Here is a 15,149-nt window from a genome sequence, read left to right on the forward strand (position 1 = left end):
ACCCCATCGTACGGATGACACTACGGGCCGCTCCCTGGGGTTCGCTGCTCGGTTTCACCGTTTCCCCTCATGCGGGGTGAGGAAAGCGGTGATCCCGTCCGTGACCCCGTCTGCCGCCTTTTCGCGCCACTTCGCCGACGTGAGGTTCGCGGCGTCCCGCGCGTCACGCATGTTGCCGCATTCGAGGAAGACCTTGGGCACCTTACTCAGGTTGAGACCCCCCAGGTCGGCCCTGGTGTCCAAGCCGTTGCCGTCCCCAAGGTAGTTGGCGGGGCGTTCGCCGGTGGCCGCTCGGAAAGCGTTCCGCAGATCGGTACCGAATCGTCGAGAAGGCGTGACGATCGCGCGGGTGTCCGCGACCCCCTTGTGGACCGATGCGGGAAGAATCACATGGAAACCACGGCTCCCACTGGGCGCCCCGTCGGCATGGAGCGAAATGGCCGCGTCCGCTTGCGCCCGATTTCCCTTTTCCGCGCGTTCATCCACGCATGGGCCGTACGGTTCGTCGCCGTCATGCGTGAACCGGACCGTGGCCCCGCTCTCCCGCAGCTGTGTACGGACGCGGCGCGCCAGGTCGAGCGTGAAGTCGGCCTCCGCGTAACCGGAATTGGTCGCGGTGCCCGTGGTGTCGCATTCCTTCTTTCCCGTGCCGATATCGACGGACCGGGAAATCTTGCCGGGCTGGTCGCGGTTGTGCGGATTGTGGCCCGGGTCGACGAGGATCACCTTGCCGCTCAGCGGCTCGTCCGCGGACTTGTGCTTCCCCCGCCCCGCACCGTCACCGGCGCCGTCCGCGCCACCCGGCTTCCCGGAGCTCGCGCGGTCGTTCCCCTTTCCCCCGGCCTTCCCGTCGTCGTCGCCGTGCCCGCCGGACGCCCCGCACCCGGCGGCACCCAGGCACACGAGTCCGGCAGCCACCGCCGCCGCAAGCTGCCGGCCCGCTCGCCGCCGTCGCTCCACACCGCCTCCATTCGACACGGCCGTAGATCGTAGGCCCTCCCCTCGGCACGGCCCAGCGCGAGAGGAAGGCATGGCTCAGCGGCGCCGCAGCACCCGCAGCGAGCCCGTGGCCGGGCCCGCGGCGTAGTCGCCCGAGGCCAGGGCCCGTTCGTGGAGGTGATGCGGGGCCTGCCCACCGTCCGCCGGGTCGGGGAAGACGTCGTGGATGACCAGCAGCCCGCCCGCGGCCAGGTGCGGCGCCCATCCCGCGTAGTCCGCCGCGGCGTGCTCCTCGGTGTGACCGCCGTCGATGAAGACCAGCCCCAGCGGCGTGCCCCACACCGCCGCCACCTGCGGGGAGCGACCCACCAGCGCGACCACGTGCTCCTCCAGGCCCGCGGCGTGCAGCGTGCGCCGGAACGTGGGCAGCGTGTCCATCCGGCCCACCACCGGGTCCACGACCTCCGGGTCGTGGTACTCCCAGCCCGGCTGCTGCTCCTCGCTGCCGCGGTGGTGGTCCACGGTGAGGGCCACGACCCCGGCCCTGCGTGCGGCGTCCGCGAGCAGCAGGGTCGAGCGCCCGCAGTAGGTACCCACCTCCAGCAACGGCAGCCCGAGTGCCCCGGCTTCGGCCGCCGCGGCGTACAACGCCAGTCCCTCGTCCCGCGGCATGAACCCCTTCGCCGCCTCGAACGCGGCGAGCGTGCGGGGTGAGGGGGTGCGCTGGTCCATCGCCGGTTCCTTCGCTCTCGTGGGCGTGCGCCCGTCATCTGCCCTGCCGCCCGTACGCCTGGCGCGCCGTGCACCCGCGTTCCGCACGGCGGCAGCGGGCGAAAGGTCCTGCCCATGCTGCCCCACGCCGCCTCCCGGCCCGGCGGCAGGTACCCGCACCGCACCGTCGACGACCACGGGCGTTTCCGGCTCCGGCCACGGGAGCGAGCGGGCCGGCTGCGGCGAGGTGCCGGCGGAGCCGCCGCACCTTCCCTCTTACTGGAACGTGTTCTACTGTGCCCCGCATGGCCAACGGGAGCACAGCCGCAGGCGGCGCCGGCGGCATCGGCATCACCCAGGAACAGCGGGACCTGGCCGCCTCCGTGCGGGGCTGGCTGACGCGTGCGGTCCCCGACGAGGAGCGGCGCAAGGCGCTGGAGGCCCCGCCGGTCCTGGAGCGGCCGGCCCACTGGGACGGGCTGGCCCGGCAGGGGCTGTGCGGGCTCCACCTGCCGGAGGCGGTGGGCGGCGCGGGCGGCACGCTCCTCGACCTGGCGGTCGTGCTGGAGGAGACGGGCCGGGCTGCGCTGCCCGGCCCGTACCTGCCGCACGTCCTGGTGGCCGAACTCCTGCACCAGGCAGGCGGCGACACCGCACTCCTGGAACAGCTGGCCTCCGGCGATCGCGTCGCCGCTGTCGCCCTCACTCCCGGCTCCCTCATCGCGACGCCCACCGCCGACGGCACCTCCTGCGTTCTCGACGGCACCGCCCCGCCCGTCCTCGGAGGCGCCCATGCCGATCTCCTCGTGCTGCCCGCGCGACCCGCCGCCGGGCCGGCCTCGGACACGGACGCCGACACCGCCGGCGCCGGCGCAGGCGGTGTCGGCGGTCCGCTCTGGTACGCCGTCGACACCGCCGGGCTCGACGTACGCCCGCACGAGGGCGCCGACCCGTTGCGGACCACCGCCGAGGTGACCGTGCGCGGTGCCCGGGTGACCGCGGACCGCCTGCTCCCGCTCGACGGCGACCTCGTACAGGATGTGGCGGCGGTGCTGCTGTCCGCGGAGGCGTGCGGTCTCGCCGCCTGGGCGCTGGGCGCGGCCGTCGACCACGCGGTGACGCGCGAGCAGTTCGGGCGGCCCATCGGCCAGTTCCAGGCCGTCAAGCACCTGTGCGCCGACATGCTCGTCCGCCTCGAACAGGCCCGCGCCCTCACCTGGGACGCGGCGCGGGCGGCACGCGAGGGGGAGCCGGAGACCCCGCGGCCGGTCCGCGGCCTGACGGCGGCGCTCGCCGCGTCGGCCGCGCTGGAAGCTGCCTTCAGCTGCGCCAAGGACTGCATCCAGATCCTCGGCGGTGTCGGCTTCACCTGGGAGCACGACGCGCACCTGTACCTGCGCCGTGCGGTGGTGGCCCGGCAACTGCTCGGCACCGGCGCCACCCATCGGCTGCGGGCCGCCCGGCTCGCGGGCGGCGGTGCGCGGCGCCGGCTGCGCACGGAGCTGCCGCCCGAGGCGGAGGCCCACCGCCGGGCCGCCCGCGAGGTGATCGCGCCGCTGCAAGGCCGGGAACCGGCCGCCGTACGCCGGGCCCTGGCCCCGACCGGATACGCGGCCCCGCACCTGCCGCAGCCGTACGGCCTGGGTGCCGGGCCGGTGCGGCAACTGGCGGTGCAGCGCGAGCTGGACGAGGCGGGGGTGCGGATCAGCGATCTGGGCATCGCCACCTGGGTGGTGCCCTCGCTCCTCACCTACGGCACCGAGGCGCAGCGCGAACGCCATCTGCTGCCCACGCTCCGTGGGGACGTCCTGTGGTGCCAGCTGTTCTCCGAACCGGAGGCCGGCTCGGATTTGGCCTCGCTGCGGACCCGCGCGGAGCGCACCGCGCAGGGCGGGTGGCGCGTCAACGGTCAGAAGGTGTGGACGTCGGCCGCCCAGTGGGCGCAGTGGGGCATCCTGCTGGCGCGTACGGACCCGGAGGCGCCCAAGCACGAGGGGCTGACGTTCTTCCTCGTCGACATGGCGCACACCCCCGGCGTCCAGGTGCGGCCCCTCAAGGAGATCACCGGGGACGCCCTGTTCAACGAGGTCTGGTTCGACGGCGCCGTGCTGCCGGCCGACGCGGTGGTCGGCGAGGTGAACGACGGCTGGCGCGTGGCCCGGCACACCCTCGGCAACGAGCGCGTCCACATGGCCGACCAGGTCACCTTCAGCACGGGCCTGGAGGCGCTTCTGGCACGGGTGGCGGCGGACGACGGGCCCGGGGACACGGACGCGGACCGGGGCGCGGAGGCCGGGGTCGACGACACCGTACGGGAGCGCGTCGGCGCGCTGACCGCGGAGGCGCACGCGCTGGCCTGCATCGGGCTGCGCACCACGCTCCAGCAGGTCGAAGGTGTGGATCCCGGTGCGGGCGCCAGCGTCCGCAAGCTCATCCAGACCCCGCACCAGCAGCGGATCGCGGAACTGGCGCTCGAACTCCTGGGATCCGGGGGCGCGGTGCGCGAAGGCGCGGGGGAGCGGGCCGTCCACGGCCTGTTGATGTCCCGCTGTCTGACGATCGCCGGCGGCACCACCCAGGTACAGCTCAACGTGGTGGCCGAACGCCTGCTCGGACTGCCCCGCGACCCGGAGCCCCGCCCCCTGAGCTGAGCGCCCCTGCCACCGAAGCGCCCCTACCACCGAGGAGCAGCAGCCATGACCGGAAAGGCGTTCGTCGTCGGCGTCGGGACGACCCCCTTCGTCAAACCCGAGACCCGCGAGTGGCAGTACTGGGACATGGCCAAGGAGGCGGGGAACGCGGCGCTCACCGACGCGGGGCTGGACTACGGCCTCGTCGAGCAGGCCGTGGTCGGCTACTGCTACCAGGCCTCGACCGCCGCCCAGCGGGCCGTCTACGAACTGGGCCTCACGGGCATCCCCGTCTACAACGTCAACAACAACTGCGCCACCGGCGCGACGGCGCTGACGATGGCGCGGCAGTTCGTCGCCGCCGGGATCGACGACTGCGTGCTCGCGCTCGGCTTCGAGAAGATGAAGAAGGGCGCCCTGGGCGCCGGTTCGGACGGCGGGGACTTCGCGACCTCTCCCGTCGCCCGGCACTACGGCGTGATGGCGGCCCGGCACGGCTTCGTAGCGACCCCGCCCACCGCCCAGATCTTCGGCAACGCCGCCCGTGAGCACCAGGAGCGGTACGGCACCACGCGCGAGCAGCTCGCCGCCGTGGCCGTCAAGAACCACCGCCACTCGGCGGCCAACCCGAACGCGCAGTTCCGCGACGTGTACGAGCCGGGCGATGTCCTCGGCGCCAGGGTCGTCCACGATCCGCTGACCAAACTCCAGTGCTCGCCCACCTCCGACGGTGCGGCCGCCGTCGTCGTCGCCTCCGAGCGCTTCGTCGCGGAACACGGCCTGGCCGACCGGGCCGTCCGGATCGCCGGACAGGCCATGACGACGGACACCGAGGAGACCTTCGCCTCCGGCTCGTGCATCGACGTCGTGGGCCGGCCCGTCTCCCGGGAGGCCGCCGCCCGCGCGTACGAGGAGAGCGGCCTGGGCATCGAGGACGTCGACGTGATCGAGCTGCACGACTGCTTCTCCGTGAACGAACTGCTCACCTACGAGGCGTTGGGCATGTGCGCCGAGGGGGCGTCCGGCAGCCTGGTGGCCGACGGCGCCACCACCTACGGGGGCCGTTGGGTGGTCAACCCCTCCGGTGGCCTCATCTCCAAGGGCCACCCACTGGGCGCCACCGGCCTCGCCCAGTGCGCCGAACTCGTCTGGCAGTTGCGCGGCACCGCCGGGCCCCGCCAGGTGGACGGCGCCCGCGTCGGCCTGGCCCACAACATCGGCCTGGGCGGCGCCGCGGTGGTGACGCTGCTGCGCAGGTGAGACCGGCTGCGCGGCGGGGTACGACAATACGGCCGGGGTTGTGGAAAAACCGGCGGGCCCCGATCCGGGCTGATGACACACTGCTGCCATGCCCCGAGCCGCACTCTCCGTCGACGCAGACCCCGGCACGGCCGCCGGGACGACCCGCCTGTGGCCGGTCGTCCTGGCCGCCTGCGCGGGTCAGTTCCTCGTCGTGCTCGACGTCTCCGTCGTCAACGTGGCGCTGCCGTCCATGCGGGACACACTGGCGCTGTCCGAGGCAGGACTCCAGTGGGTCGTCAACGCCTACACCCTCACCTTCGCCGGGCTGATGCTGCTGGGCGGGCGGGCAGCCGACCTGTACGGGCGCAAGAAGGTCTTCTTGGCGGGGCTGGCGCTGTTCACCGTCGCGAGCCTGGCCGGCGGCCTGGCCCAGGAGCCGTGGCACCTGCTGGTCGCCCGCGGGGTGCAGGGCATGGGGGCGGCGATCCTGGCGCCCGCCACCCTCACCCTGCTGACGACCTCCGTCCCCGAGGGCCCGGCCCGCACGAAGGCGATCGCGACCTGGTCGGCGGTGGGCGCGGGCGGTGGCGCGGCGGGCGGCCTGGTCGGCGGGGTGCTCACCGACGCGCTGTCCTGGCGCTGGGTGCTGCTGATCAACGTCCCCATCGGCGCGCTGGTCGTCGCGGCGGCTGCCGTCCGGCTCACCGAGAGCCGCGCCCAGACGGCCCGCCGCCTCGACGTGCCCGGTGCGCTGCTCGTCACCCTGGGCCTGGGCGCCGTGGCTTACGGCATCGTGCGGACGGACAGCGCGGGCTGGAGTGCACCCGGCGCGCTGGTCCCGCTGTGCGGCGGGCTGGCGATGCTCGGGGCGTTCGTCGCCGTGGAGGCCCGCGCGCCCGAGCCGCTGGTGCCGCTGCGGCTCTTCCGCAGCCGTGCCGTGTCGGCCGCGAACGTGTCCATCTTCATCAATGGGCTGGCCATGTTCGCGATGTGGTACTTCCTGTCGCTCTACACCCAGAACGTGCTCGGCTACACGCCGCTCCAGGCGGGCTTCGCGCTGATCCCGCACTCGTTGACGATCGTGCTCGGCTCGCAGGTGGCGCCGTACCTGATGGCCCGCGTCGGCGACCGGTACCTGGCGGTGCTCGGCTCCGCCATGGCCGGGCTCGGCTACCTGTGGCAGGGCACCATGCCCGCCGACGGCAGGTACGTGACGGCGATCCTGGGGCCCGGCGTGCTGATGGCGCTCGGCGCGGGGCTGGCGGCCACCCCGCTGGCCACCATCGCGACGGCCACCGACGACCCGGGCGAGGCGGGACTGCTCTCCGGCCTGTTCGGTACCGGTCGCACCATGGGCGGTGCCCTGGGTCTGGCCGTCCTCTCCACGGTGGCCGCGGCCCGCATCGACGGCGGTCACGACCCCGACTCGCTGGCCGCCGGCTACGGCGCGGCCTTCTTCGCCGGCGCGGCCCTGTTGGCCGCCTGCGTGCTGTTCATGCTCCTCGCCCTGCCCAGGACGGTGCGGCCGGGCCCGCACCGGACGGCCGAGCCCGAGCGGGCCGCCGGGACCGGCGAGGACCCGGGCGTCGGCGTCGCGCCAGGACCTGGCGGGGGGCCGAGACCTGGGGCGGAGCCGGAACCTGGCGTGGAGCCGGGTTCGGCGTGAGTCCGGGCGCGGGACCGCGGGGGCCCGCACGGGTCGGGGGCCGGGCGCGGGCCGGTGCCCGGGTGCCGAGCAGGACCCGGACCGAGCCCGGGGCCTGCCGTGACCGCCGACTACAGCCAGCCGTTCTGCCGGGCCGTGCGGACGGCCTCCATCCGGTTGCGGGTGGCGGTCTTGCCGATGGCGGCCGACAGATAGTTGCGTACGGTCGCCCCCGACAGGTGGAGCCGGGCGGCGATGTCGGCGACGGTCGACCCGTCGGCGGCCGCCGAGAGCACCTCGCACTCGCGCCGGGTCAGCGGATTGGGGCCCGCGCTCAGCGCTGCGGCCGCCAGTCCGGGGTCGATGACGCGCTCGCCGGCCAGCACCTTGCGGATCGCGCCGGCCAGTTCCTCGACGGGCCCGTCCTTGACGAGGAAACCGCTGGCGCCCGACTCCATGGCACGGCGCAGATAGCCGGGCCGGCCGAACGTGGTGAGGATGAGCACGGCGCAGTCGGGCAGGCGCTGGTGCAGTTCGGCGGCGGCGTCCAGCCCGCTGCTGCCGGGCAGTTCGATGTCGAGCAGCGCGACATCGGGCCGCTCTCGCAGTGCGGTGGGGACGATGTCGTCCCCGGAGGCGACCTGCGCGACGACCTCCATGTCCTCCTCCAGGTCGAGCAGCAGGGCGAGCGCGCCGCGCATCATGCCCTGGTCCTCCGCCAGCAGCACCCTGGTCACTCTTCCGTCCTCCCTGCGGCCGTGCCGCCGGTCGCCTCCGTGTCCACCGGCAGCTCGGCCACCACGCGGAAGCCGCGCCGCCCGTCGGGGCCCCCGTCCAGGCTGCCACCGGCCGCGGCCAGCCGTTCGGCCAGCCCTTTCAGCCCGGTCCCGGCCCGGCCCCCGCCCTCCTCGGAGCCTAGGGGAGCGGGCGGCCCGGCGGGTCCGCGGCCGTCGTCGGTGACCGTCAGCTTCACCCGGTCCGCCGCCGTGCGCACCTCGATCTCGCAGCGGTCCGCGCCGCTGTGCCGCACGGTGTTGGTGACGCTCTCGCGCACCACCCAGCCCAGCAGCGCCTCGGCCTGCGGCGGCAGCGGCGGGCCCGCCCAGCGGACGGCCGGCTCGATGGTGGCCGCCTCCAGCACGGAGCGGGCCCGTTCCAGTTCGGTGTTCAGGCTGCCCTCCCGGTAGCCGCTGACCGCCTCGCGGATCTCGGTCAGCGCCTGCCGGCCGACGGCTTCGATGTCGGCGGCCTGCGCCAGGGCGGCCTCCATGTTGCGGCTGCCCAGGCGGCGCACGGCTTCCGCCTTGACGACGACCACCGAGAGGGTGTGGCCCAGCAGGTCGTGCAGGTCACGGGAGAAGCGCAGCCTCTCCCGCTCGACGGCGGTACGGGCCAGCTCCTCCCGGGTCTCCTGCAGTTGCCGCACGGTGTCGAAGAGACCCAGCACCGCGGCGGTCACCATGCCGGAGAGGAAGGTGCCGTAGCCGATGCTCATGGCGCTGTGGACGGAGCCGTGGCCGTGGTCCCAGCTCGCGACGAGGCCGGCGACGCCGCTCAGCGCGAGCAGCCAGAGCCCCAGGCGCCTGCCCCGCAACTGCCGCACCGTGCCGGAGGCCAGGGAGAGTAGGGGGAAGAAGGCCGTCCATTCCCCTCCGTAGCCGATGGTCACGGCGAGGGTGACCGCGGTCAGCCCGGCGAGACCGATCAGCGGGGTGTGCCGGTCCCGGTGGCGGGGGTTGAAGGCGGAGAAGACGACGAAGACGTAGAGCGAGTTGAAGACGAACAGCGCGGCCCCGCCGATCCAGGGGTTGCCTTCCTTGCCCTGGATCACGTTGGAGAAGGCTCCCAGACCGAGGAAGAGCCACGGCAGGAAGGTGTACTTGCCGGGCCCCTTGCCCATGGCGGCCCGTCTGCGGTGCCGCTCCTGCACGGCCTCCGCCGGGCTGGGCCGCGCTGTCGGTGAGTGTGCGGCTGTCATGGCGAAGACGGTACGGGGTGCCGATGTGAGCTGGGCAGATGCGGATGTGGGGGGTCGGGCGGGACAAATGTCACGGGCGCCTCGCCGCTCGGGCGGTGGCTGACAGGGTGTCAGGTCTTGCCCTTCCCATGCGCGGGGTGCTGCGCTATACAGGTAGCCCGGCTGGTTAGAACGTGTTCTCGTTCGAGTGTTCTCGGCGGCGACGCGTGCCGACCGGCCGCAGCGCTCCTGGCCCGGCCGACGGTGCGGACGGCCGGGCCAGGAACCGGCCGCCGTCCCGCACCCGGCCCCAGCCCGCAGCCCCGCACGCAAGGAGCACGCCACCCATGCCCATCGACGTAGCGAAGGCCCTCGCGGCCGAGCCCCGCAGCACCGAGATCACCTGGGACCACAAGGACGTCCAGCTCTACCACCTCGGCCTCGGCGCGGGCGTCCCCGCCACCGACCCGGCCGAGCTGCGCTACACGCTGGAGAGCAGGCTCCACGTCCTGCCGTCCTTCGCCACCGTCGCCGGTGCGGGCATGGGCGTCGTCGGCGGCCTGAGCGCACCCGGCGTCGACGTCGACCTCGCGGCGGTGCTGCACGGCACCCAGTCCCTCGTCCTGCACCGGCCGATCCCCACCGGTGGCCGCGCCACCGCCGCCTCCCGGGTCGCCGACGTCCTCGACAAGGGCAAGGCCGCCGTTCTCGTGCTGCGCACGGAGGTCACCGACGCGGACGGCCCCCTGTGGACCAGCGACGCCCAGCTCTTCGTCCGCGGCGAGGGCGGGTTCGGCGGCAGGCGCGGCCCCTCCGGACGGCTCGCGGCGCCCGAACGGGAGCCCGATCACGTTGCCGAGCGGCCCGTACGGGAGGACCAGGCGCTGCTCTACCGCCTCTCCGGCGACTGGAACCCGCTCCACGCCGACCCGGAGTTCGCCCGGTCGGCCGGGTTCGAGCGGCCGATCCTGCACGGGTTGTGCTCCTACGGGATGGCGCTCAAGGCCGTGGTCGACGGGCTGCTGGAGGGGGACGTGTCCCGGGTCTCCTCGTACGCCGTGCGGTTCACCGGCGTCGTGTACCCCGGCGAGGCGCTGCGGATCCGGGTGTGGCGCCTGGAGCCGGGGCGCCTCCACCTGACCGCCACGGTGCCGGGAAGGGAGGACGCCGAGGTGCTGGGGGACGGCGTCGTCACGCACACCTAGCCGTACCGACCGGTCCGCAACCCATCCCGAAGGAGTCCGAGATGCGCGCAGCGGTACTGCACGAGACCGGCCAGGACAAGCTGGAGGTGGTGGACGACATCGAGCCCGCCGGGTTCGGGCCCGGCAAGGTGCGGGTCCGGATCCGGGCCACCGGGCTGTGTCACTCCGACCTCTCCGCGATGAACGGCACCCTTCCGCAGCCCGCCCCGTTCGTGCCGGGCCACGAGGGCGCGGGGGAGGTGCTGGAGGTGGGAGAGGGGGTCACCCATGTCGCGCCCGGCGACCGGGTACTGGTCTGCTGGCTGCCCGCCTGCAACACCTGTCCCTCCTGCCGCCGCGGCCAGCGCCACCTGTGCCTGACGGGGTTCCTGAACGCGGGCACCCCCAACTTCCGCCGCCTGGCGGGCGGCACGGACGGGGCCGGAGGTGACGTCTTCGGCTTCGCCGGCACCGGCACCTTCGCCGAGGAGGCCGTCTTCGACGCGCCGTGCGCGGTGCCCGTCCCCCAGGACGTGCCGTTCGAGATCGCCGCGCTGATCGGCTGCGGGGTCACCACCGGACTGGGCGCCGCCTTCAACACCGCGCAGGTGGAGGCCGGTTCCTCGGTGGCGGTGATCGGCTGCGGCGGGGTGGGCATCAGCGCCGTCCAGGGGGCACGGGCGTGCGGGGCCGCGCAGATCGTCGCCGTCGACCCGGTGGCCCCGCGCCGCGAGGCAGCGCTGCGGTTCGGTGCCACAGAGGCCGTTGCCCCGGACGGACTGGCCGACGCCAAACGGCGGATCACCGGCGACGAGGGGTTCGACTACGTCTTCGAGGTGGTCGGCCGGTCGGCGACGGCGCGCACCGCCTACGAGACGACCCGACGCGGCGGCACCCTGTGCGTGGTGGGCGCCGGCGCCATGGACGACCAGCTCCAGTTCAACATGTTCGAGCTCTTCTTCGACGAGAAGCGCATCCTGCCGTCCCTCTACGGCGGCGGTGACGTGCTGCGTAGCTACGACCGTGCGGTGGCGCTGTGGCGTGCGGGCCGCATCGATCTGGAGGGGCTGATCACCCACCGGGTGCGGCTGGGCGAGATCAACGAGGCCATCGACCAGATGCGGTCGGGCGAGGCGCTGCGCACCAGCATCTCGCTGTGAGGGCCACCGCGGACGAGACCGAGGGGACGGGTATGCCACAGGCGGGCTCATTGCAGGGCAGGACCGCGATCGTCACCGGTGCGGGGCGCGGCCTGGGCCGTGCCGAGGCACTGGAGCTGGCCGGGCTCGGCGCGCGCGTCGTCGTCAACGACCTCGGCGCACCGGAAGCAGGGACGAAGGCGCCTTCCGGTGCGCCGGGGCCCGGGGCCGGCGGAGAGGGGGAGGCGTCGGCCGGGCCTGCCGAGCAGGTCGCCGCCGAGATCCGCGCGGCCGGCGGCCAGGCCGTCGCGCACGAGGGAGACGTGGCCGACTTCGCGCAGGCACAGGAGCTGGTGCGCCTGGCGCTCGACACGTTCGGCTCGCTGGAGATCCTGGTCAACAACGCGGGCATCCTGCGGGACCGGATGGTCTTCTCGATGAGCGAGGAGGAGTGGGACTCGGTGGTCCGTGTCCACCTCAAGGGCCACTTCAACACCACCCGCTTCGCCGCCGCCCACTGGCGCGAGACCGCCAAGGCGGCGGGCGGCCCGGTCTACGGGCGGATCGTCAACACCTCCTCCGAGGCGTTCGTGGCCGGCTCGCCGGGGCAGCCCAACTACGCGGCGGCCAAGGGCGGCATCGTCGGCCTGACCACTTCGACGGCCGGTGCGCTCGCCAAGTACGGCGTGACGGCGAACGTCATCTGCCCCCGCGCCCGCACCCGCATGACCGAGGACGTCTTCCAGGGCTTCGAGGTGCCCGCCGACGGGGTCGACCCGCTGGCACCCGCACACGTCTCCCCGCTGGTGGGCTACCTCGCCTCCCCCGCCGCCGCCCACGTCAACGGCCAACTGCTGGTGGTGCACGGCGGCATGGTCGCGCTGCTGGAGGCACCGAGAGTGGCGGCCCGGTTCGACACCGACAAGGACTTCTTCACCGTCGAGGAACTGGACCGCAAGCTGACCCCCTTCTTCGGCGACCGCCCCGCGCACGAGACGTTCGCCGCAGTAGCGGTGCTGGGCCTCAAGAAGGGCTGAGAAGAGCCCCGGCCCCCGCGGGTCGAGCGGGGGCCGGGGCTCAGGCGTGGTGCGTGCCGGCGGTGTGTCGCGGTGTGCGGTGACGGTACGGATACCGGCTACCGCACAGGGCGGTCACCGAGTGGGCTGGTCACCGCGCGGCCTCGGGACGGCGGTGGCGCCCATGGGCGGGTACGGTCTGCTCCTCCTGTGCGGCGGCTTGCCCCCTGTGCTTCCCCCGGTGCGTCCCCTCGCCGGCCGTCTGCGTTCCGCTCGGCGTCTCGGTCTGGGTGTCGGACATCGTGACTGTCACTCCGTCAATCTCTTGCTGCCGTCGTACCCGGCGGAGTGTAACGACCCGGGGCAGGCCTCTTCACGAGCGTTTCAGCCGCCGGTCACGCCGTTCCGGTGGCCAGCGGTGCCTGCTGGAGCGGCACCGGTTTCCGCGCCGTGTCCGCCAGAGCGCGGAACGAACCGCTGCCGCCTGCGGAAACGGCCCGGCGGACGAGGGAACCCAGCAGTCCGGAGGGCGGGCCTCCGTGACCGTGATGTTGTAGACCCGTGACGTCCCCGCCCCCGCCCCCGCCGCCCCGCGAAGGCGCCGCGGGACCGGACCGCTCGGGCGGGGCCGACTGCTCGGGCGGGGCGGAGCGGGGAGCGGGCGGCGAAGGGGGAGCCGAGGCGGGCGGGCGCGGTGGCGTCCCCCCTCCCGGTGTGCTGTCCAGGGACCGTTCGCCGCTGCCCGAGGCGTCCTCGTCCGGCAGCGGGGTGCGCATCCGGGCCAGCCCGCACGGGTTGTGGGCGGTCGCGTAGGGGACCCGCAGTTCGCCGTCGGCGGTCCACAGCCCCTTGCCGGTCAGCCAGCCGGGCGGGCGTGCCACGTGCCGCAGCTCCTTGAGGCCGGGGCGCCAGACCGCCGGCCAGGTGCCCTGGGAACCGTCCACCCGCAGAGCGACCCCGCACCGTTCCGGCAGCAGGGTCTGGCCCGGCTGCACGGCGATGGGGGTCAGCCGGGCGCCGGCGGGGTGCAGCACCTCGGGGAAACGGACCGGCCGGTGGCTGCCCAGCACGCCCCAGCCGAGCCGTTCCTCGCCGGGCGCGTTCGAGCGCACCAGCAGCAGCCCGCTGTCCGGATCGGCCAGCAGCAGGCGGTCGTCGCTCTCCTCGGTGATCTGCAACAGGGGGGTGACGGTGCCGCCCGCGCCGAGGTCGACGGCGACCGTCTTGGTCGGCCCGGAGCCGTCCGCCGCCCGTCTGTCGACCGCCAGCAGCCGGCCCTCCGGGTCCAGCCAGGCGCCGCCCGAGCAGCACCCGTCGACGCGGGCGACGCGCTCGGGCCCGTGGGAGGTGCCCGGCGCCACCCGCCACACGTCGGTGGCGCGGCCGCCCGCTGCGGCGGCGAGCGCGTAGGCGCGGGTGCCGCAGGGAGCGGGCGGCAGCAGCCGCAGCTCGCTCGTCTCCACGCTGCCCAACCGCACTTCGCCGGTGTCGGGCCCGGACGGGTAGAGCAGGGAGAGGGAGGTGCGGTCGGCGGTCGGACGGGCGATCAGCACCCGACCGTCCGCGAGCGGCAGCACCTGACACTCCGGGTCCTCCGGCTGCCCCACGGGCAGCGGGACCGCGTACGGCTCGGGGCCGCCGAGCGTCCAGCGCTCCGGGTACCACAGCTCCGAACCGGCCCGCGCGGTGAGACGGGCGGCGTACGAGCCGTCCGCCGCCACGGTGAAGCTCTCGTTCATGACCCTCGCGATACTCGCCGTCATGCCTCGGTCACCTCCAGTGACAGAAGCTAGGGCTCGTGTGCGCGGACGAACGGGGAGAGCTGCGCCGCTTCACGCATACGGGTGACCCGTGGGTCCTGTGCTCGACTCCGACCCGTACGCGCTCTCCGCGGGCGGAGCCTGGAGACCGCGCCCCGCTGTACTGCCCGCACGGGTGTGCCAAAACGTCTGCTAGACATGCACCCATGCCGAAGATCGTGGATCCCGAGGCCCGGCGTGACGAGGTCGTCCAGGCCGTCTTCCGCATCGCACGCCGGGACGGGCTCGCCCACGCCTCGCTGCGCAACGTCGCCCAGGAGGCCGGGCTGGCCGTCGGCTCCGTGCGCCACTACTTCGCCGGGCACGGCGAGATGATGGTCTTCGCCCTGCACGCCATGACCGAGCGCATCAGTGCCCGCCTCCAGGTCCACGCCGACCGCCTGCTGTCCGGGGACGGCGCCGTCGACCGGCGCCGTGCCACCGAGGACTTCCTCGCCGAGATGCTCCCCCTGGACGAGCGGCGGCGCGAGGAGTGCACCGTCTGGCTGGAGTTCGCGACGGCCGCCCGGACCGACCCCGCGCTGCGGCCCGACGCCGAAGCCCTCACCGTTGCCATGCGGCGCACGGTCGGCCGGCTCCTCGACGGCGCCCGCAGGGCCGGTTCCCTGCGCCCCGGCCTCGGCCCGGACGCCGTCCCGCTGGAGGCGGAGCGGCTCTGCGCGCTCATCGACGGTCTCACCCTCACCGCCGTCCTCCACCCCGGCCACCTGTCGCCCGAGACGATGCGCGCGGCGCTCCGCGCCCACCTGGACGGGCTGCGCGCCTGACCCCACCCGCGCCACCCGCGCCACCCGCGCCCACCCCCTTCCACCCGCGCCCACCCGCCCGTACCGGCCTGCCCCGCCGCGCCCGGCCGGACGGGAGAA

Annotated in this window: 12 protein-coding genes; 7 read left to right on the forward strand and 5 right to left on the reverse strand. The window is 74.2% G+C overall.

Annotation, left to right across the window (positions count from 1 at the left end; all coding sequences use genetic code 11):
• Nucleotides 1-54: 54 nt before the first annotated feature.
• Nucleotides 55-978, reverse strand: coding sequence for an N-acetylmuramoyl-L-alanine amidase (locus tag H297_RS39285; RefSeq protein ID WP_037795732.1), 924 nt, complete (start codon nt 976-978; stop codon nt 55-57).
• A gap of 57 nt (nt 979-1,035) precedes the next feature.
• Nucleotides 1,036-1,671: a class I SAM-dependent methyltransferase gene (locus H297_RS0130650; protein ID WP_027740175.1), complete on the reverse strand. Its 636-nt coding sequence runs from the start codon at nt 1,669-1,671 to the stop codon at nt 1,036-1,038.
• A gap of 284 nt (nt 1,672-1,955) precedes the next feature.
• Between H297_RS0130650 and H297_RS0130655 the strand changes: the two genes are divergently transcribed.
• The 3 genes from H297_RS0130655 to H297_RS39290 all read left to right on the forward strand — a co-directional run bounded on the left by H297_RS0130655 (nt 1,956) and on the right by H297_RS39290 (nt 7,188).
• Entirely contained in the window at nt 1,956-4,301 is a 2,346-nt protein-coding gene (locus H297_RS0130655; RefSeq protein WP_027740176.1) for an acyl-CoA dehydrogenase family protein, read from the forward strand.
• A gap of 45 nt (nt 4,302-4,346) precedes the next feature.
• Nucleotides 4,347-5,540 carry a lipid-transfer protein gene (locus H297_RS0130660; protein ID WP_027740177.1) on the forward strand — a complete coding sequence of 398 codons (1,194 nt, stop codon included), beginning with the start codon at nt 4,347-4,349 and terminating at the stop codon, nt 5,538-5,540.
• Nucleotides 5,541-5,628: 88 nt separating this feature from the next.
• Nucleotides 5,629-7,188, forward strand: a complete 1,560-nt coding sequence (locus H297_RS39290; RefSeq protein ID WP_106959730.1) for an MFS transporter — start codon at nt 5,629-5,631, stop codon at nt 7,186-7,188.
• 110 nt (nt 7,189-7,298) lie between these two features.
• Here the strand turns inward: H297_RS39290 and H297_RS0130670 are convergent, their stop codons facing one another.
• Both H297_RS0130670 and H297_RS39295 read right to left on the reverse strand, forming a co-directional pair.
• Nucleotides 7,299-7,904 carry a response regulator transcription factor gene (locus tag H297_RS0130670; RefSeq protein WP_027740178.1) on the reverse strand — a complete coding sequence of 202 codons (606 nt, stop codon included), beginning with the start codon at nt 7,902-7,904 and terminating at the stop codon, nt 7,299-7,301.
• Nucleotides 7,901-9,145 carry a sensor histidine kinase gene (locus H297_RS39295; protein ID WP_078514850.1) on the reverse strand — a complete coding sequence of 415 codons (1,245 nt, stop codon included), beginning with the start codon at nt 9,143-9,145 and terminating at the stop codon, nt 7,901-7,903. The genes H297_RS0130670 and H297_RS39295 overlap by 4 nt, the downstream gene beginning before the upstream one ends.
• 326 nt (nt 9,146-9,471) lie before the next feature.
• Here H297_RS39295 and H297_RS0130680 point away from each other — a divergent pair, with 326 nt between their 5' ends.
• Genes H297_RS0130680 through H297_RS0130690 form a run of 3 tightly spaced genes read left to right on the forward strand, consistent with a single transcriptional unit; the run spans nt 9,472 to nt 12,484 of the window.
• Nucleotides 9,472-10,329 (forward strand): MaoC/PaaZ C-terminal domain-containing protein, encoded by an 858-nt coding sequence (locus tag H297_RS0130680; RefSeq protein WP_027740179.1) that lies wholly within the window; start codon nt 9,472-9,474, stop codon nt 10,327-10,329.
• 41 nt (nt 10,330-10,370) lie between these two features.
• On the forward strand, nt 10,371-11,468 hold the full coding sequence (locus H297_RS0130685) for a Zn-dependent alcohol dehydrogenase (RefSeq protein ID WP_027740180.1): 1,098 nt from the start codon (nt 10,371-10,373) through the stop codon (nt 11,466-11,468).
• 32 nt (nt 11,469-11,500) lie between these two features.
• Entirely contained in the window at nt 11,501-12,484 is a 984-nt protein-coding gene (locus H297_RS0130690) for a 3-oxoacyl-ACP reductase (protein WP_027740181.1), read from the forward strand.
• A gap of 374 nt (nt 12,485-12,858) precedes the next feature.
• On the opposite strand, the gene H297_RS0130700 is transcribed toward H297_RS0130690, so the two are convergent.
• Nucleotides 12,859-14,226, reverse strand: coding sequence for a hypothetical protein (locus tag H297_RS0130700; protein WP_027740182.1), 1,368 nt, complete (start codon nt 14,224-14,226; stop codon nt 12,859-12,861).
• A gap of 203 nt (nt 14,227-14,429) precedes the next feature.
• Here H297_RS0130700 and H297_RS0130705 point away from each other — a divergent pair, with 203 nt between their 5' ends.
• Complete coding sequence (locus H297_RS0130705; RefSeq protein ID WP_027740183.1) at nt 14,430-15,050, forward strand: TetR family transcriptional regulator C-terminal domain-containing protein; 621 nt, start codon at nt 14,430-14,432, stop codon at nt 15,048-15,050.
• Nucleotides 15,051-15,149 lie beyond the last annotated feature (99 nt).

Source organism: Streptomyces sp. CNT360, assembly GCF_000424785.1.